A 19,242-nucleotide genomic window follows, 5' to 3' on the forward strand; every position below is an offset into this window, starting at 1 on the left:
CGTGCCCGTCAACGCCGACTACGACATCAGCACCCTGCGGGTCCGCCCGCAGGACCTCAGCGACGCCAGCGACCGGCTGATGTCGCTCGCCGCACAGATGGCCGACGAGATCGAGGGCATCACCGACGCGGTCAGCAACCTGGCGCTGTCGTGGGTGGGCAGCAGCGCCAAGGAGGCGCAGGAGTTCAACGCCTCCTGGAAGAACGTCATGGTCCAGATGTTCGGCACGAAGGACGGCCCCGTCGGCGTCCTCCCCGCGATGGCCGGGGGCCTGCTCGGCACGGCCGTGGCCTACAGCCACACGGAGGTCGAACTGGAAGCGTCGTTCCTCAAGTTCTCGAGCGGGCTCGCCGACACCAGCGGCAGCGGCGGCTCACCGACGGACCACACCGGCTCCGACTACCCCATCTCCCAGGACTACCCGAACTAGATGACCAGCGTCGATTTCCACCGCCCCGCCAGGACCTTCCCGCTCTCCGTCCCGGAGCAGCAGGTCGCGCTGGCCGCCCCGCCCCAGAAGGCCGCCCAGAACCAGGCCCAGACCTGGCTGACCATGCTGCTGCCGCTGCTGAGCAGCGTCAGCATGGCCGCCTACATGTTCACGTTCGGCAGGCCGTGGCTGATGATGCTCGGCGTCGGCTTCGTCACGCTCTCCATCGGTGTCATGGTGCTGATCAGGACACAGATGAAGAACGCGAACCGGCGCACGCAGTACCGTCAGCGCGACCTGTACGTGGAGTACCTGGGCGACGTCCGGCGCCAGGCCCGCGCGTCGGCCGCGGCGCAGCGCGCGGCCGCGGCCTTCACCCACCCGAGCCCGCAGCGGCTGTGGGCCATCGCCACCGCCGGCCCCCGCCGGGTGTGGGAGCGCCGGCCGGCCGACTCCGACTTCCTCAGGCTCCGGCTGGGGACCGGCCACGCCGCGCCGGCCCTGCGCGTCACCCTCAGCAAGCACGGCGATCCCACCGCGGAGCGGGACCCCGACGCGCACCAGCGCGCCGAGCGGCTCGCCGCCGACTTCGCGACCGTCGGTCTCCAGCCGGCCTGGGTCGACCTGGCGAACACCGGCGTCCTCAGCCTGCTCGGGCCGCGGGAGCGCACCGCGGAGCTCGTCGGGTCGCTGCTGATGCAACTGTCGGTGCTGCACGCCCCCGACGACGTCCGGCTGGTCGCCCTCACCGAGGACGAGGACCAGCCCTGGGCGTGGGTGAAGTGGCTCCCGCACACCCGCGGACCGGGCCGCGCGGGCCTGGCCCCGGCGGTGGCGCGGAGCATGGACGGCATCGCCGACGTCCTCCAGGCGCACGTGGACCGGATCCGCGAGGAACGTACGGAGCGCGCCGGCGCGCTGGGCATGCGCCGCGAGACGAGGGCGGCCCGGCACGTGGTGGTGGTGCTGGACGGCTACCGTCCGGGCGCGGACTGGGCGCGCCTGCCACTGGTGGCGGACCTGCTGGCCGAGGCCGGCCCGGAGAGCGGGCTGCACGTCGTGTGCGTGGTCGACCGGGAGAGCGAGGAGCCCGGCCGGGTCGACGCGCGGGCCCGGGTGGACGCGGCGGGGAACCTCGCCCTGGAGACGCGCCACCCCGTTCTCGTCCAGGCCGTCGAGGACGCCGTCGCCGACGTGTGCCCGCCGCGGCTGGGCGAGCAGGCGGCGCGGGCGATCGCGCCGTTGCGGCTGTCCGGCGAGCGGGAGCAGGTCCTCGCCCGCACCGTCGCCCTGCCGGAGATGCTGGGTGTGGCCGATCTCGGCGCGTTCGACCCCACCGAGCTGTGGCGCGCGCCGGACGACGAGGCGCTGCTGCGGCTGCCGATCGGCTTCACCGGTGACGGCGCGCCGCTGGTGCTGGACCTGAAGGAGTCCGCGCTGGGTGGCATCGGGCCGCACGGCCTGGTCGTCGGCGCGACGGGTTCGGGCAAGAGCGAGCTGCTGCGCACCCTGGTGACCGGCCTGAGCATGACCCACGCCCCGGAACACCTCGGATTCGTCCTGGTCGACTTCAAGGGCGGCGCGACGTTCGCCGGCGTGACCGAACTCCCCCACGTGGCGGGCCTGATCACCAACCTCGCGGACGACCTGGCGATGGTGGACCGGGTCCGTACCGCCCTGCAGGGCGAGCAGCAGCGCCGCCAGCGGATGCTGCGCGACGCGGGCAACGTCGACTCCGTCCGCGAGTACCAGATCCTGCAGGCCGGCGGCGGCACGGACGCCGACGGCCGGCCCCTGGAACCGATGCCGTACCTGATGGTCGTGGTCGACGAGTTCGGTGAGCTCCTGGCCCAACGGCCTGATTTCATCGAGCTGTTCGTACAGATCGGGCGGGTCGGGCGCAGCCTGGGCATGCACCTGCTGCTGGCCACCCAGCGGCTGGACGAGGGCCGCCTGCGCGGCCTGGAGTCGCACCTGTCGTACCGGATCTGCCTGCGGACGTTCAGCGCCCAGGAGAGCCGGGCCGTGATCGGCACCACCGACGCCTACCGGCTCCCGGCGATCCCCGGCTCGGCCTTCCTGAAGGTCGACGAATCCGTTTACGAGCGCTTCCGCGTCGCGCACATCTCCGGCGCCTACGGGGCGGAGACCGCGCAGCGGCCGGTGTCCGGACCCGCCCCCGTGCCGGTGCCGTTCGGGCTGCGGACGGCCGACGACGCCACGAGCGAGGACACGGAGGAGTCCGAGCCGTCGGTGACGCTCGCCCGGCCGCTGCCCGGCCGGCGCACCGAGATGCAGGTGGCCGTCGAGCAGGTGCGGGCCCACGGCACACCCGTGCACCAGGTGTGGCTGCCGCCGCTGCCACCGGTGATCGAACTGGACGCGCTGCTCGGTCCGGTGAGCACCGACGAGGAGCGCGGCCACCGTTCGGAGCTGTGGCCGCAGGGCGGCGGACTGTCGTTCCCCGTCGGCGTGCTCGACCTGCCCAGCCGGCAGGAGCAGCGGGCGATGCTGCTCGGTCTCGCGGGGCAGCAGGGCCACCTGATCGTGGTGGGCGCGCCGCAGTCCGGCAAGAGCACCCTGCTGCGCACGCTGATGCTGAGCGCGATGCTCACCCACACCCCCGACGAACTGCGGTTCCTCGGGATCGACTTCGGCGGCGGCAGCCTCGTCGGCCTGGAGCGCGCGCCCCACGTGTCCGGCGTCACGACCCGGCACGACGAGGCACGCACCCGCCGTGCGCTGTCCGTCGTCCGGCAGCTCGTCGACGAACGTGAACGGCTCTTCCAGCAGCTGCGGATCGACTCCGCGGCGGACTTCCGCCGGCTCCGCGACGAGAAGGCCCTGCCGGAAGGCGTCGACGCCGCCGACGTCGTCCTGGTCATCGACAACTGGGCGGGCCTGCGGTCGGCGATGGAGGAGGCCGAGGCGATCGTGCCCGAGATCGCGGTGCGCGGCCTCAACGTCGGCGTGCACCTGGTGCTCACCGCCAACCGCTGGGCGGAGCTGCGGGCGAACCTGCGCGACACCGTCAACGGGCGGCTGGAGCTGCGGCTGGCCGACCCCACCGAGTCGGAGATCTCCCGCCCGCTGGCCCGGCAGTCCCGCGCGTTCGTGCCCGGCCGCGGCCTGGTGGCACCGGGACACGTGTTCCAGGCGGCACTGCCGCGGCTCGACGGCACCCAGTCCGCCGACAACCTCACCAAGGCGCAGGAGGCCGTGGTCGACGAGCTGGTGGCGGGCTGGAAGGGCGCCGCCGCCCCGCCGCTGCGCGTGCTGCCCGAACTGGTCACGTCGCAGGACCTGGACCGGGAGTTCGCCGCCCTTCCCGAGGGGAGGGACGCGCTGCCCACTGGTGCCGTGCCCATCGGCATCCGGGAGTTCGACCTGCGCCCCGCGGCCCTCGACCTGGAGGCCGACGGACCGCACTTCCTGGTGTACGGCGACTCCGGGTCGGGCAAGACCTCGTTCCTGCGGTCCTGGATGCGCGCCATGACCCGGCGCCGGTCGGCGTGGGACGTGCGCTTCATCGTGGTCGACTACCGGCGCGGGCTGCTGGGCGCGGTGCCCGAGGACTACGTGGGGGCGACGGCCGGGGACCCGGACACCGCCACCGCCTACGTGGAGCAGGTCGTGGAGAAGCTCAGGGAGCGGATGCCGCCCCCGGGCGTCACGCCGCGCCAGCTCAGGGAGCGCAGCTGGTGGACCGGCCCCGAGCTGTACCTCGTCGTGGACGACTACGACCTGGTCGCCACGGGCGGATCGACCGGACGCGGACCGCTGGGCGCGGTCGCCGACCACCTCGCGCAGGCGGCCGACATCGGCTTCCACGTGGTCCTCGCCCGCCGGACCGGCGGGGCCGGACGCTCCTTCGGCGACCCGGTGGCCGGGCGCATCCGCGACCTGGGTTCCGGGGGCCTGCTCCTGTCCGGTGACCCTCGTGAGGGGGTCGTGCTGGCGGACCAGCGGGCGCGCCAACTGCCGCCCGGCCGGGGGATCGTCGTCTCCCGCCGCAGCGACGCCTACGTCGTCCAGACCGTGCAGGACCCCGGCACCGACGACTACGAGGACTTCGAGGACACCGGCGACCACCGCGGTGGCGGCACCGTGTAGCGCCACCACCCGCCACCGTCACACCCAGAGCCAGTGAGTGACCGGGGCGGCCCCCGCACGGGGCCGCCCTTCTGTAAGGACGTGCCCCATGGCCCAGTACGACACTTCTCAGATACGTGCCCTCGGCAACGCGTGGCTGAACGACAGTCACAATCTGCGCGGGTACCTGCAGACGATGCACGAGAGCGTGTGGAGCATGTCCGGGGCCTGGACGGGGAAGGCCGGGACCGCGGCCCAGGTGGTGTGGAACGGATCGCAGACGGGCGACCACAACATCTGGAACGAGATCTTCCAGGCCGCGTGGGTGGCGGAGCAGATCGGCAACTCGATCCTCCAGTACGCGGACGAACTGGACAAGACCGTCAAGGAGATCAACAAGTCGCATCTGATCGAGGCGCTGGCCAGCATCTTCGGCCTGATCCTCAACGGCGCGACGCTGGGCCTGGCCGGCGTGATCGAGGAACTCGCCACGAAGGTCGGCACGTTGGCGGCGGCACTCGCCGCGGACTCCGCCCGTTTCGCGGGGATCGCGGCGGCGCTGGGGAACGCGGCCGCGTTCGCCACGTCGGCGGGGATCTGGGGGTTCCTCACCCTCAAGAACGACATCTTCTCCCAGATCCTGGCCTCGGAGATCGCGAAGGGCCCGATCAAGATCGACTGGGCCGGCGAGGCCATGAACCTCGGCCTGGGTCTGGAGGCGGGTCTCGGCGAGCACTTCGGGCCGCACCTCACCAGGGGCGACAAGCAGGAGTCGGTGCCGAAGGTCTCGCCCGGCGCGCTGGGCGAGAACGTGCCGAACGCGGTGCCCCATGTCTCGCCGACCCCCACCCTCTCGGACAAGGGTTCCGTCACCAGCTGGAGGTCGTCCACGGACACCCTGGTGCCGCCGACCGGGGCCAAGCTCACGGAGACGGGGCCGGCCACCTACGGCTCGGAGAAGTTCGACGCGGGGCACTTCGTCCCGGACGCGGCGGTGAAGGCGGACGCGTCCCCCGGCGCGAAGGGGGACGTCGGCGTGCCCGGTCCCGGCGCCCCCCGGCCTGACAGCGGCGCTCCCGGCGGTACGGCCCCGCTGCCGGGCGGTGCCCGGCCGGATTCCGAAGGCGGAAGGCCCGCACCGGGGTCGGCGCCGGGCACCGGTCCGGGATCGGCACGCCCGTCGAACCCGGCGAGCCCGGCGCCCGGTCCCGGCGGTCCCGAGTCCGGTGCGCGCCCGCCCGCCGAAGGAGGGCACGGTGACCTGCCGGCGAACGCGGGCAGGGGCGACACGGCGCCCGCACCCGTCTCGGGTGCCGGCTCCGGTGCCGGAAAGCCCCAGGTCCACCTGGAACCGGCCCCGCGCAGCGCGCAGGCCGGCGCCCATCCCGCCGCTGCCGGCGCGGGCACGACCGTGCCGTCGCGCCCCGGCGGCACCGGCGGCACCAGCGGCAGGGGGGCCGCCGCCCACGACTCCCCGACGCACGGCGAGGTGCCGCCCTCCCCCACGGGACGGCCGCACGCCGACGACGCGCCGATCCTCCCGTCCTCGAGCTCCGCCTCCCACACCGGCTCCGGCTCCGGCTCCGGCTCGCACACGGTGACCTCGCACGACGATGCCCCCGGCCCGATGAGGGCCGCACACTCCGACGCGGGCGCCGGCGATGTCCGGGCCGCCGACGCGGGAACGAACGCGGGCGCGGGCTCCGGCGGTGCCCGCGGGGCCGGGGACTCCCCGCACGGTGCGGGCCCGGTGCGTGAGGCGGTGCGCGGCGCGGACACCGCCGCGCCCGCCTCCGCCGGGCGGCCCGCGGGACTTGAGCCCGCCGGTGGCGCCCGTCCGGGGCGTGGCGTGCCACACGACGGTGGTGCGGCGGAGGCCCCCGCGGGCGGCGGCAACGGCCGGCACGAGGAGCCCGCGCCGACTTCCGCGTCCTCCGCGACGGAGCGGCCCGCCCCGGACGGGCACGGGTCCGCGGACGCCACGCGCTTCGAGGCGTCCGCGGCGCCCGGCGCCCACGGCGGTGCCGGGCGCGGGAAGGACGCACTGGCCACCTCCGCGTCCGAGGCGCCCGCCGCGGGCGGCCACGACGCCGGTGCGACTCGGACGGGGCCGGACGCGGGTGAGGCCGGAACAGTGCACGACGCCGGTGCGACCGGGACGGGGCACGGCCACGGCGACGTCAGCGCGACCCACGCGGGTGCGGGTGCCGAGCCGGTGCGCCACGACACGGCCCACGCGGGCGAGGCCGCGCCGGATCACGGGCCGGAGCCGGTCCCGGCAGGGCACGGGTCCGAGCAGAAGGCCGCGCAGTGGGGGGAGTTCAAGCGGGAGCAGGTCCGGAACAACACGTTGCTGCTGCACGCGGAGACCCATCTGGAGTCCCTCCACACGGAGGTCCGCGCGGCATGGGTGCGCGGCGCCGACAAGTTCGCGACGCTCCACCGGGGCAAGGACGGCCAGGAGTCCCGGCCGGGCGCCGAGTCCATGGACGAGCACTGGAAGCGGATGAACCAGGAGGCCCGCTGGGAGCGGGCGGTGAAGGACGCCGAGTACCAGTGGCGTGCCGACTTCACCCGGCAGTTCCGGGCGGAGCTGGAGACGAACGGGCGGATCTCCACGGAGTCCTACGACCGGATCCTGCGGGACGCCGACGAGAACGCGTACCGGCACCTGCAACGGGCCGACCAGCTCATCACGTTCGCGGACAAGTTCACGGAGGCGCTGAAGACGTACAAGGCGAACGCCTTCGGGAACGGCGACGATCTGCCGGCGTTCGACCGTCCGCCGGCGGACTACGCCTACGACAAGGAACTGGGGACCTACGTCCGGGACGACGCGAAGGTCTACGGCTATCCGCACGAGCCCGAACCCGCCCGGCACCCCGCCGGCGCCGCGGCCGACGGTCACACGCCGAACGGCCACGCGGACGCGCCGGTCGACTTCTTCCGTGACAAGTCGCACGACTTCAACGCGCTCGAGCACTACTACATCGACAAGCGCGAGCACCTCAACGACATCCTCGACGAGTCCCTCCACGACACGCGCGGTGCGGACGAGATCCCGCCGGACATGCTGGGCCGCGTCAACCGGCTGCTCGGCGAGTCCTCGACCGCCTTCCACATCGACAGGCTGCTGAGGGACTCCTCCCGCGACCTGGACTGGATCGCCTCCCGCGAGCACGACGTCCGCACGGCCACGGACGACGTCACCGAGGACTGGTGGCGGAACGTCGGCTGGGAGACCTCGCGGCCGCACCAGGTCGTGGACCACGTGCGGGCGGACCTCGCACGCGAGCTGCGGGCCCTGCACGACGAGGTGTTCATCCATCGCGCCGGGCACGACGCCGTGTTCGGCAACGGCGACGGGCAGGGCCCCCGCAGGCAGTGGAACCTGCGGACCAAGCACCTGGTCGAGCAGTTCCCGGAACGCATCGCCAAGGCCGAGTTCGTCCACGCGCAGATGGAGGCGGAGAAGGCGCACGCGCAGTCCCAGCTGTGGGACCACACCGCCGACCACGCCCTCGACCACCTCGGCGAGGACGGCGAACAGCGCCTGATCGGCGGCTACCTGAAGCAGGTGCGGAACGCGGCCGAACTGCACTCCAGCCGTCAGCAGGAGCGCGGCCTGAAGCCGGGCGCCTCCTCGGCGGGGTGGAACGACGTGCGCGACCAGTTGCGTGCGGCACTGCCCGACCGCATCACCCACGAGCGCGACGTGCAGGAGGTGGTCAGCCGGTCCGCGCACACCTTCCACACCCTCGTGGACCGGCCCTCGGACATCACCGAGGCCACCCTGCACGAGGACACGATCAGCCGGCTCGGCAACGACTTCCGCACGGAGCACGTCACACGGTTCGACGACCTGTACGCCCCCGAGGGGCACTCGTCCGAGGCCTGGCTCGCGCACGAGTCGCACCACGAGGACGGGTTCCAGGGCCGCCTCGGGGACCTGCGCCGCGACGAGGCCGCCACGTCGCCGGCCCCGGCGGGCGGTCCCGCCGCCGAGGACGCGCACACCTCGCCCGCGGCCGCCCACGAGACCGGGACACCCGCCGACCCGGCCTCGTCGCACCAGGCCCCCGCCGCCCCGCAGCGTCCCGACGGCCCGGCCGGCGCCGCCCGCCCGCAGCACGGCAGCGGGAACATCGCCGCCTCCGCGGACGACGCGGCTGCCCACCCGACGCCGCCGCGTGAACACAGCTCCGTCCAGACCCAGTTGGAGCACGGCGGGCCCACCTCGACGCACCAGCGGCCCGGCCGCTCCCCCGCCAGGCCCACCGGCGGGACCACGACCGACCACACCCCGCAGGAGCACGAGCCCGCGGGGGCGGAGGCCACCGTCGAGCGCGACGCGGCCGGTTCCCCCGGCACCATGACGCACTCCACCGACCTGACGGCGCACGTCCAGGAGACCGGCACGGCGGGCCGTACCGGGGCAACGGACCACGCGCCCGTGCCGGAACGCGACGCGCTCACCGTGTCCGAGCCGGCCGCGTCCGGTCCTTCGGACCTGTACGGCGAGGTGCACCGCGGGCTCCCGCAGGACGGGTTCACGTTCTCCCGTACGCAGGTCCACCGGACCTACGAGGACTTGCTGGAGCAGCGCCCCGCCGTCGCCGCCATGCCGATCGAGGCGAAGGCCGCGCACGTCGCCGACGCCCTGACCGCCTCCGCGGCGCAGGTGGTCGAGGCCGCGACCGGGCCGTTGCAGCAGCTGACCGGCCGCTACTTCTACGGCCCGGAGATCCACCGGGTGCACCAGCAGCTGCTGGGGCAGCGCGGTGACGCGTTCCTGCTGCTGCCGCCGGAGAAGCGCGCGGAACACGTCGTCGCGGAGGTGGTGGACAGCGCGAAGCTGCTGTCCGACGTCAGGGAACGGCTGCACCAGTCGGAGGTCGGACCAGGACACGTGTCCTACGTGCGTGACCAGCTCGTCCGCACGCACGGCGAGGCGTTCGCGCTGTGGCGTCCCGAGGTGCGGGCCGATGCCGCCGCCGAGGCCGTACGGCAGCAGACGACGCTGACGCGCGGTGTGAACGCGTGGCTGCGGGAGCGCCCGTACGTCCGCCTGTGGGGGGCCGACTACCGCCAGGTGGACCGCGCCTACCAGGATCTGGTGGCCGAGCACGGCCGACCGTTCACCGCGCTGGGCACCGGCCGGCAGGCCGCGGCGGTCGGCGTGCGGATCATCCAGGCGCAGCCCTCCCTGATGGAGGCGGAGGGCACCCGGGCCTTGGTGGCCGGCGTCGACGTCCCGCGGATGATCGCGGAGGCCGGTGCGGAGGACGTGCGGAGCCCCGCCGCGGCGGAGGCCGGCACGGAGCAGGACGTGCGCCCGGGCCTCGACCAGGTGCGCCGGCGCCTGGAGTCGGCGCGCACGGAGTTCCGGTTCACCGATGCGCAGATCGGCCACGCCTACGAGGAGTTGCTGGTCCGGCGCCCGGCCGCCGCCGGCCTGCCGGCGGACGCGAAGGCCGCGCAGGTCGCCGAGTCCCTGGTGCTCTCCGCCCGGCGCCTGGTGCGCGCCGCTTCCGGACCGCTGCTGCGCCACTCGGGTCTGTATCCCGACGAGCGCGAGGTGTACCAGGTTCACCAGGAGCTGCTCCAGCGGCGGGGGGACCGCTTCCTGCGGCTGTCGCCGGAGGAGCGGGCCGAACACGTCGTCGCGGAGATGGTGGACCGCCAGGAGCTGTCGCGCGCGGTCAAGGACCTGCTGCGGCAGCCGTCGCTTCCGGCGGCACACGTGGCGTACGCCCATGAGCAGATCGTCCGGGCGTACGGGCCGGGTGTGACGCGTCTGAGCGTGGGCGAGCGCGCCGAGTTCGTCGCTCAGATCGTGCGGCAGCAGCGGGAGCTGACCCGCGGGGTGGACGAGTGGCTGCGTCAGCGGCCGGGCGTGCGCCTGTGGGGTGCGGACCACCGCGAGGTGGATCAGGCGTACCAGGATCTCGTGGCCGAGCACGGCCGCGCGTTCGCGGCGCTCGACACGGGCCGCCAGGTGGCGGCGGTCGGTGCGCGGATCCTGCGGAACGCGCCCCTCGCGTCCCTCCCGGAGACCACCGGGGCCCGGGGCGCCGGCGTCGATGCCCATGCCGCTCCCGGCGTCGAGGTCGGTGCCCCCGCCGACGCAGACGCCGCACTCAGTGCCGGCGCCGGTGCCGACGTGCGGCGGACGATCGCGGACGCCGGCGCGCAGGACGTCCGGAGCCCCGCCGCGGCGGAGGCCGCCGCTCAGGGCCTGCGCCCGCGCTCCGGACCGGTGCGCCCCTGGCAGCTGTCGCCGGAGGAGCGGAACGGCAACGCCGTCGCGGAGCTGGTGGACCGCCGCCAGTTGCTGCACGGCGTCCGGGAGCACCTGGGCGACGACCGGGTCACCGCGGCACACGTGTCCTACGCCTACGCGCTGATTCTCCACATACACGGTCCTGAGTTCACCCGCCTGGACATCGGCCATCGCGCCGAGTTCGTCGCCCAGGTCGTGCGGGCGCATCTGACGTTCACCGGCGACGCGCACCCGGCCGCCGAGGCGCAGGTCCGCGAGGACCCGCCCGCCGCGGTCACCGCGTTCGAGCAGGACCGGCCGCGGCCGGCCACGGACGGCCTGGACCAGCGCGAGGCCGCGGAGTCGGCCAAGCAGAAGGCGGTCACGGTGCCGCCCGAGCCGGCCCGGCGTCCCGTGGACACCCCGTCGGGCTTCGCGGGCATCACCGTGCGGTGGGACCGCGAGGCGGACCCGCACTTCCTGTCGACGGTCCAGGAGCAGCTGCGGCTGCTGGCGAGCAAACCGGCGGGCAAGGCGCTGCTCGACCAGATCGCCGCCGCCGCGGCGACGTCGAAGCTGGCCGCGTGGCAGGACGTGAAGGTCAAGATCGAGCGGATCGGCGGCGGGACCGCGATCGGCCAGGACGCGGGGTTCCACGCGCACGCGGGCAACGTCACCAAGGCGATCAACTCGGAGTGGGCGACGCGGACCGGCAAGGGCACGCTCAGTCTGGTGCGCTACAACCCGAACGCGTGGGAGACGCCCGACGGGCTGCGTCCCCCGTTCATCGGGCTGGTGCACGAACTGATCCACGTGCACCGCAACCTCCGCGGCACGTCGCATCCGTCGGCGGCCGTGGACGAGGCGCAGGTCGTCGGCTTCGGGGAGTACGCGGATCTGGAGTTCACCGAGAACAAGATCCGCGAGGAGCACGGCCTGCCGCCGCGCCGCACCTACGCGGGCACGGTCGGCCCGGACCTCGACGACGCCCACCTGCCCCGGACGACGGGCAGGACGGGACCGCGGCGCGCGGGGCGCGGCACCACCCGGGGCACCGGGGGGTACGGGACCGCCGGGCTGCTCCGGAACGCCGGTGCCGGGGAGCGCGAGCTGGAACTCAGCGAGAAGCACGGCGTGCGGATCGGCCCCTCGAAACGCCTGTCGGGCGGCGGTCACTTCAGCCATTCCGAGCTCGACCGGATCGACGCCGCCCTCGGCGGGCTGCCCGCCGAACACCTCCGGGGCAACCCGGATCTGCAGTACATCGAGCCGGCGGCCGGCAGTGGCGACGGCGCCAGCGCCTACGACCGCGAGACGCGGGGCATCGGCATGGTCCGGCCCGCGGCCGTCCCGTCCTGGCTCTACACCGGACTCGACCGCGGGTCGCGGGCACAGCGCTTCGTGATGGACCGGCTGGCGCTGTCCGGCTACGACGGCGTCCCGGTGGCCGATGTCCTCGGCTTCGCGGGCGGCCGGCGCAACGTCATGGGCGGGGTGTCGAACGTCCTGGCCAACGGCAACCTTCTGGAGTGGACGGTCCGGCACGAGGTGGGGCACTCCGTCGCGGAGCACCGGGCGTGGTTCTGGGCCCTGCGGCAGCAGACCGCGTTCGGCGGATGGCGGGTCCACACGCCGGTGGACGGACGGGTCGACGAGGTCGCCGACGACGTCCTGCGCATGGCGGACCTCGAGGACAAGGCGGACGTGCCGGACGACGAAGGCCGGACGCTGGCCGACGTGCTGGCGCGGGAGCTGGTCCCGTCCCGCCTCCGCGACGAGCCGGAACGGCTGGCCGGCCTGGCCCGGTCCTTCCCGGGCGCGGACGAGGCCCTCAGGGCGGGGCTGGAACGCGTCGTCACCTTCGCGCGCGTCGCGCTCGCGCAGCCGTGGACGCTGGACGACGGCGGCGCCGCCACCCAGACCATCGGCCTGCGCGTCTACCACATCGACCAGGAGGGCAGCTGGGTCAGCTACCTGCGGCGGGAGCGCGAGCGCCACGCGGTGTCCAACTACCAGTTCTCCACCCCCGACGAGTGGTTCGCGGAAGCCTACGCGGCCTACTTCGACCCGCTGCCGGGTCCCCGCGAGCGGCTGCACCCGGTGGTGCGGGAGTGGTTCGAGGAGGGCCTTCCGCAACTGCTCGCCGACGAGCGCGCGCCCGGCACCGCCGGTGCGGTGCCCATGACGCCGCTGTCGCCCGCGCCGCCGTCCGCCGCCCCCGCTTCGGCCGGCGCCGCCGCCGAGCCCCTGGCCTGGGCCGCCATGAACATCGGGGGGCGGCTCTACACGTCCCCGGAGGGCGTCTCGATCAGGGTGCGCGGTCCGCGCCGGAGCGGCAAGGACGGCCGTACGCCGAACCAGTTGGCGGACGCCGCCTGGCAGAAGCTGCCGGAGGGCACCCGCCAGGGTCTCCGCAAGGAACGGCTGGACCTCTCGGTGGACCCGCTGACGCTCGCCGAGACCGACCCGGCGCTCCATCAGGGCCTCAGCAACGCGGGGCGGAGTCTGGAGGGCGGCTCGATCGGCTCGACCGCCGCGCGCAACGCGGTGCTGGAGGCGCTCGGCAAGCGGGACCCGGCGACGCGCGGGGCCTACTGGAAGGGCCAGGACGAGCGGGACACGGTCCTGGGCATGGTCGCGCGCGAGGAGCAGCGCGTGTTCCGCGGCAGGCTCCCCACGCGGCACACCCGTGAGCAGGAGGCGGCGCGCGCGATCGACGGCGCGTCCCCGGTGGAGGCGCTGCGACGGCTGCTGGGCGGCCACGAGGGCGTCGTGATCGGCGAGGAGCACGAGGGCACCGCCGTACAGGGCCTCCTGGCCGGTCACTTGGCCGACCTGAAGGCCGCGGGGGTGCGGACCGTCTATCTGGGCGGCGTCCGGGGCGACAGCTACCAGCGGCACCTGGACGCGTACCTGGCGTCGGGCACCATGCCACCCGAACTCCAGTCGCTCACCCGGCACTTCGACGGCGCCGCGGCCTCCCCGCATTCCGCGGCCTCCGCGCACTCCGCGGGACAGGGCATGCGGGACCTGCTGAGGGCGGCCCGGCAGCACGGTGTGCGGATCGTGGGCGTCGACGGCCGTCCGGCCCGCGCGACCGGCGACGCGACCGACGCCGGGGCCGGCTTCCGCAGGGGCGCGGCCCTGAACACGTACGCGGCGGGGCTGGTGCGCCGCGACCAGCGGGCGGCGGCGGACGGCGGCGGCTACCTGGTGGTGGTCGGTGCCGGTCACACGGGGGCGTTCCCGGGTCCGGAACGCCAGATAGAGCTGCACGGACAGAAGTTCCGTCCGGGCACGGAGTTCCCGGGCATCGACGACCTGCTGGACGTCCCGCGCGTCGTCGTGGACCGTGACGGAGCCCTCCACCCGGGCCCGCGGAGCGGCCGGTCCGGGACGGACACCGACCAGGCGCGGCCGGACACGGCGGCGGTCGCCGGGGCCCGCCCCGGCGCCCACGCGGACGTCGACGGCACGGGGCTGATGGCCCAGGTCCTCGACGCGCACGGCGACCCCCGGCATGACCTGCTGGACGCGGCCGCCGCGGCCGTCGAACGCGAGGAGCGGTACGGCTGGGTGAGCCGGGTCAACCCGTACCGGGACCAGGGCGGCGAGTTCCGGACCAACTGCGTGCTGGCGGCCATCGCCGTCGACACCTCGCTGGCGGAGCACGCGGTGTTCCAGGCGCCGGGTTCGGACCTGGGCGAACCCGGCCGGGGGCTGGACGGCGACGGATCGGGCCTGAGGAACTACCTGGGGCGCTACCGGGACCTGGAACCGTATCCGGTGGACGGGCCCGCAACGGTGGTCGAGGCGATGACCCGGGCGGAACCGGGGCAGCGCGGCATGGTGGTCGTCGAGGGCCCGGGCGGCCGGATCGCGCACGTCGTCAACGTCGTGCGCGACGACCACGGGGTGGTGTTCCTGGACGGGCAGGCGGGCACCCTCGCTCCGGCGCCCGGCACCGCCGTCTCGTTCCTGCCGACCACGCACGGCGTCCCCGGTTTCCCCCTGGACCAGGAGGCCCGGGCGGCCGCTCCCGCGATCCGGCCGGTGCCGCTCGGCGCGGTCGGGACCGAGACCGAGTTCCAGTTCCCCCTCGCGCTCGACGAGTACGGGCGGGAGCGGCACGCGGTCCTCGACGACAAGGACACCCTCGCCTACTGGACGCGGCTGACGCGTGCGCAGATCGACGCTCTCGACGACGCCCAGAAGGTCGGCATCCCCCAGATCAAGGTCGACACGACCACGGTGTTCCGGGGCGTGGGAGGTGCCGCCGCCCTGTCGGACGCCCAGATCCGCCGGCTGACCGGCCGGCCCTCGACCGGGCGCAGCGACATCAAGATCCCCGAACTCGTGCTTCCCCCGATGCGGGCGCTTGGCGGCGAGGACGCCAGGTTCGCGCCGCGGACCGGCCTGGACCTGCACGCGTCCGTCCAGAACGGGCTCGCCCGGGCGCACACGGCGTCCGGTCCGGTACCGCTGTCGGAGGCGCTCGGCGACGGCTGGACGGTCACCGACATGGGCGAGAGCGTTCTCGTGGGGCGGGCGCCCACGGGCCGGCAGCATCCGGCCTACACGCAGTTCACCGTCGGCGTGCCCGTCGCGGGACTGAGCACGATGCTCCAACTGGTCGAGGAACGGCTCCCGTCGGAGTTCTCCGACTTCGCGCCCGTCCTCGCCCAGGGGCGGCTGTTCGCGGACGCGGTCACCCGCTCCTACGCCCGCCGGGTGCTCGGCTCCGTCCGGACCGAGCACTTCCCCTTCCTCGGCGGGATCGCCGGGCTGGAGGACCTGCACGGCTACGCGTGGCTGCTGTTCAACCACGTGGCTTCGGGTCCGGTGGCGGAGCACTACCTCGGGACGGTCCCGAAGATCGTGGTCCCCGCGCTCTCCCGGGTGTCGTTCGGCGACATCAGGAAGCAACTCCCCCCGGACGTCCGGGCCTTCCTGCGGGACAGGGCCGCCCGGACGGAGAAGCGGTTCAGCGAGCACCTCGACACGCTGCTGGGGACGTACGCCGTCTCACGGGCGGCGGAAAGGGTCACCGCCGAGGGCCTGCTCACGCGGAGGTTCGCGAGCGGCACGGACGTCACGCTGGGCGACTACCTCCTGTCGGGTCTCACGGGCCGGACGCGCGACGGCCGGAAGGTCGGCCAGGCCGACGTGTTCAGGATCCACGACTTCGGCCTGGACACGACGCTCTCCAGCCCGCTGGTCCTGCTCGAACTGCGCAACTTCGGCAAGGGCCTCACCAGTCAGGGCGAGATGCGGGCCCACCTCGACGAGCTCACCCGCTGGTCCGCGTACACGTGGACGCTCGAGAGCCGGACCTGGCCGGGTGCCCCGGCCGAGATCGCGGACCGTGTCCTCGCCGATCCCCTGGTGACGTCGCTGACGCGCGTCCTGGGGGCGGCCACCGCTCTGGGGCGGCACGGTGTGGCGACGTTCCGCCTCACCGACATCGGCTACGTGGCCCGTGAGGCGGCGGCCGCCGCCGGGCTCGTCGGCACCGCGGCCCCGGGGATCGAGACGATCCTGGCCGGCTGGGAGCAGGACCTCGCCGACCGTCTCCACTGGCAGCCGTCGCCCGGAACCGCTCCCGTTCCGGCCGGACTCCGCCCGCTGTACCAGGCGCTGCTCGACGCCGTGCACGAGGCGCGGGGGACCCTGCAGAGCGGGCTTCCGCCGCAGGCCGGAACGAGCCGGCGGCTGGGCGCGTCTCGCGTGGGCGCGGCGTCTCCCGTGGGCGATGCGCTGGACACACCGCCGGCCGTACGGGACGCGGACATCCCGGGTGCCTTCGGCGTGCCCGTCGTCTCCGCGGGGGCCTCCCTGGAGGTGTGGCAGAGGTACGCGTGGGTCGAGCGGGTCAACCCGTACCGCGACGAGGACGCGGCGTTCCGGACCAACTGCGTGCTGGCGGCGATCGCCGTGGACATGTCGCTGGCCGATCCGGACGCCGCGGTGTTCCAGGCGCCTCCGTCGGGGCTGGGCAGCGACGGACTGGGGCAGGGGGACGACGACGGGCTGACGATCCATCTGGGCCGCTACCGGGACCTCGAGCCGTATCCGGTGCACGGACCCGCCGAGGTGGTCGAGGCGATGTCCCGGGCGGAACCGGGCCGGCGCGGCATGGTGGTCGTCGAGGACGGCGGCGGCGGCATCGCCCACGTCGTCAACGTGGCACGCGACGTCGACGGGGTGGTGTTCCTCGACGGCCAGGCCGGCACCCTCGTGCCGCCGCCGGCCGGCGCGGTGTCCTTCCTGCCGACCACGCACGGCATCCCCGGCTTCCCGCCGCACCCCCGGACGGAGACCGCGGCGGACGATCCGGTGGCGTACCGGCTGGGCAGCGGCCGGCCGGACCGGGCGCGGCCCCCCAGGACCGCGGACCGGCCGACGGCGCAGGGGCAGCACACCCAGCACACCCAGCACACGGCGGGGTCACTCTCCCGTGCGGTGACGCGGGGCGCCGGGGGGCGCGGAGCCGCCGGGCTGCTGTGGAACGCGGGCGCCGTGGAGCGGGAGCGGGAGCTCAGTGCCCGGTACGGCGTGCGGATCGGGCCCGCGGGCCGTTCCGCGTCGGGTCACTTCAGCCACTCGGTGCTGGACCGCATCGACGAGGTGCTGGGCGGGCTGCCGTCCTCGCACGTGCGGGGCAACCGCGACCTGTGGGCGATCCGGCGGGCCGGCGGCAGCGGGACCAGCGCCAGCGCGTACCACTCGACGACCAGAAGCATCGACATGGTCCGGCCGTGGGGCATCCCCACGTGGCTGCACAGCGAGCTGAACCGCGGTTCGCGCTGGCAGCGCTTCCTGATGGACCGGGGGGCGCTGTCCGACTACGACGGCGTCAGCCTGGTGCGGGACGTGGCGCTGGGCATCGGCGGCCGCAGGCGGCACGTGATGGGTGGGGTGTCGGACGTCCTGGCCCACGGCAACCTGCTGAAGTGGACGATCCGCCACGAGGTCGGCCATTCCCTGGAGGCCCACCGCGGGTTCACCGAGACGGTCATGAGCCGGGAGGCCTTCGGCGGGTGGCGCGTCCACCGGCCCTTGGACGGGCGGGTCGAGGAGGTGGCCGACGCCGTCCTGCGCAGGGCGGGCATCGAGGACCTGGCCCGGCTCCCGGACCGCCGGGGCCGGACGCTGGCAGGTGTCCTGGCGGAGACGCTGGTGCCCTCCGCCCTCCGCGCCGGCACCAGGCAACTGGCCGACCTCGCCCGGACCTTCCCGGCCGCGGACGAGCGGCTGACGGGTGCGCTCGGGCGCATCGTCACGTTCGCCCGGCTCGCGCTCGCACAGCCGTGGATGCTGGACGACGGGGGCGCGGCGACCCTGGCCGTCGGCGAGCGCGTCTACCACGTCGACCAGGAGGGCACGTGGGTCAGCTATCTCCGCGCCCAGCGCGAGCTGCACGCCGTGTCCAACTACCACTTCTCCACCCCCGGCGAGGGGTTCGCCGAGACCTACGCGGCCTACTTCGACCCGGCACCGGGCCCTCGCGCCCGGCTGCACCCGGGCGTCGGGGAGTGGTTCGAGCACGAACTCCCGGACCTGCTCGCCTTCGAGCAGCACGTCCCCGCCGACTCCTCCGACGCCCTGTCCGGCGACGAGGCGTGGGGCGAAGCCGCGACGCCGGGCGAGGCCCCGCCGGTCACCGGCGACACCGCCGCCGCCCTCGACGCGGATCCCGCGGAGCTGTTCGACGGCCCGGACGGGCCCGTCCGCGTCCGGGCGTGGCACGAGATGCGGGACGCGCGGGAGCACCTGGACGCGCTGGCCGCCGGGTCCGGGAGCCATGCCGGCCCCTCGTCGGCCGCGGACGGCGACGCGCGCCTGCGCCGCGCCGAGGGCCGGCTGAGGGAAGCGGTCGACAGGCTCGACGCGCTCGGCGTCCACGACATCGCGGCGACCGAGTACCGGCTCAGCGAACTCGGCATCCAGCACCTCCCCGCGGAGCGGCCGTTCGGTGGGCTCGCGAGCCGGCCCCTGGGCTCCGGGTACGCAGCCGGCTCGTCGTCGTCCGCCCGGGCCCTGCCGGGTGGGCGGCCGCTGGGGTACCGGGAGCGTGTCGCGCTGGCCAAGCGCGTGTGGCGGCGGCCGGTGGCGGAGGAGGTGCCGGACCTGGAGCGGACGCTGCTGGAGGCCGGTCCCGCCTCCCGGTCGCTCGTCATGGGTGTGACGCCCGGTCAGCACCTGTGGGCGGTGAACGTCGGCGGCACGATCCTCTGGTTCGAGGCGACGGGGCGGACGACCGAGGCGCCCGGGTCCGCGGAGGGCGAGGTGGTGTCGATCGACCTCGACGGGACCGCGACGCTCATCCACGTGCCTCCGCGGCTCCTCCAGGCGGGCGGCGGCGGGGCGCGGTTCTGCGAGATCAGCCTCGGCGCGGACCCGAAGCACCTCGCATGACGCACGCGGTCCCCCGGGCGGCTGCCCGGGGGACCGCTGG

General features: G+C 74.6%; 3 protein-coding genes. All 3 read left to right on the top strand.

The annotated features are described in order from the left end of the window. Window position 1: 1 nt before the first annotated feature. The 3 genes from BMW99_RS30310 (at window position 2) to BMW99_RS30320 (ending at window position 19,202) form a co-directional block, all read left to right on the top strand. Window positions 2-430 (top strand): WXG100 family type VII secretion target, encoded by a 429-nt coding sequence (locus BMW99_RS30310; protein ID WP_069462831.1) that lies wholly within the window; start codon window positions 2-4, stop codon window positions 428-430. After that, a complete protein-coding gene (gene eccCa, locus BMW99_RS30315) occupies window positions 431-4,543 on the top strand; it encodes a type VII secretion protein EccCa (protein ID WP_069462830.1) in 4,113 nt (1,370 codons plus the stop codon). An 88-nt stretch (window positions 4,544-4,631) separates the two neighbouring features. Beyond that, a complete protein-coding gene (locus BMW99_RS30320) occupies window positions 4,632-19,202 on the top strand; it encodes a toxin glutamine deamidase domain-containing protein (protein ID WP_075017934.1) in 14,571 nt (4,856 codons plus the stop codon). Window positions 19,203-19,242: the final 40 nt, after the last annotated feature.

The organism is Actinacidiphila rubida, from assembly GCF_900110255.1.
Lineage (GTDB): Bacteria > Actinomycetota > Actinomycetes > Streptomycetales > Streptomycetaceae > Actinacidiphila > Actinacidiphila rubida.

Bases quoted from the DNA above. Each gene is read 5' to 3' on its own strand.
- eccCa (WP_069462830.1), top strand. From the start codon at position 431: ATGACCAGCGTCGATTTCCACCGCCCCGCCAGGACCTTCCCGCTCTCC.
- BMW99_RS30320 (WP_075017934.1), top strand. From the start codon at position 4,632: ATGGCCCAGTACGACACTTCTCAGATACGTGCCCTCGGCAACGCGTGG.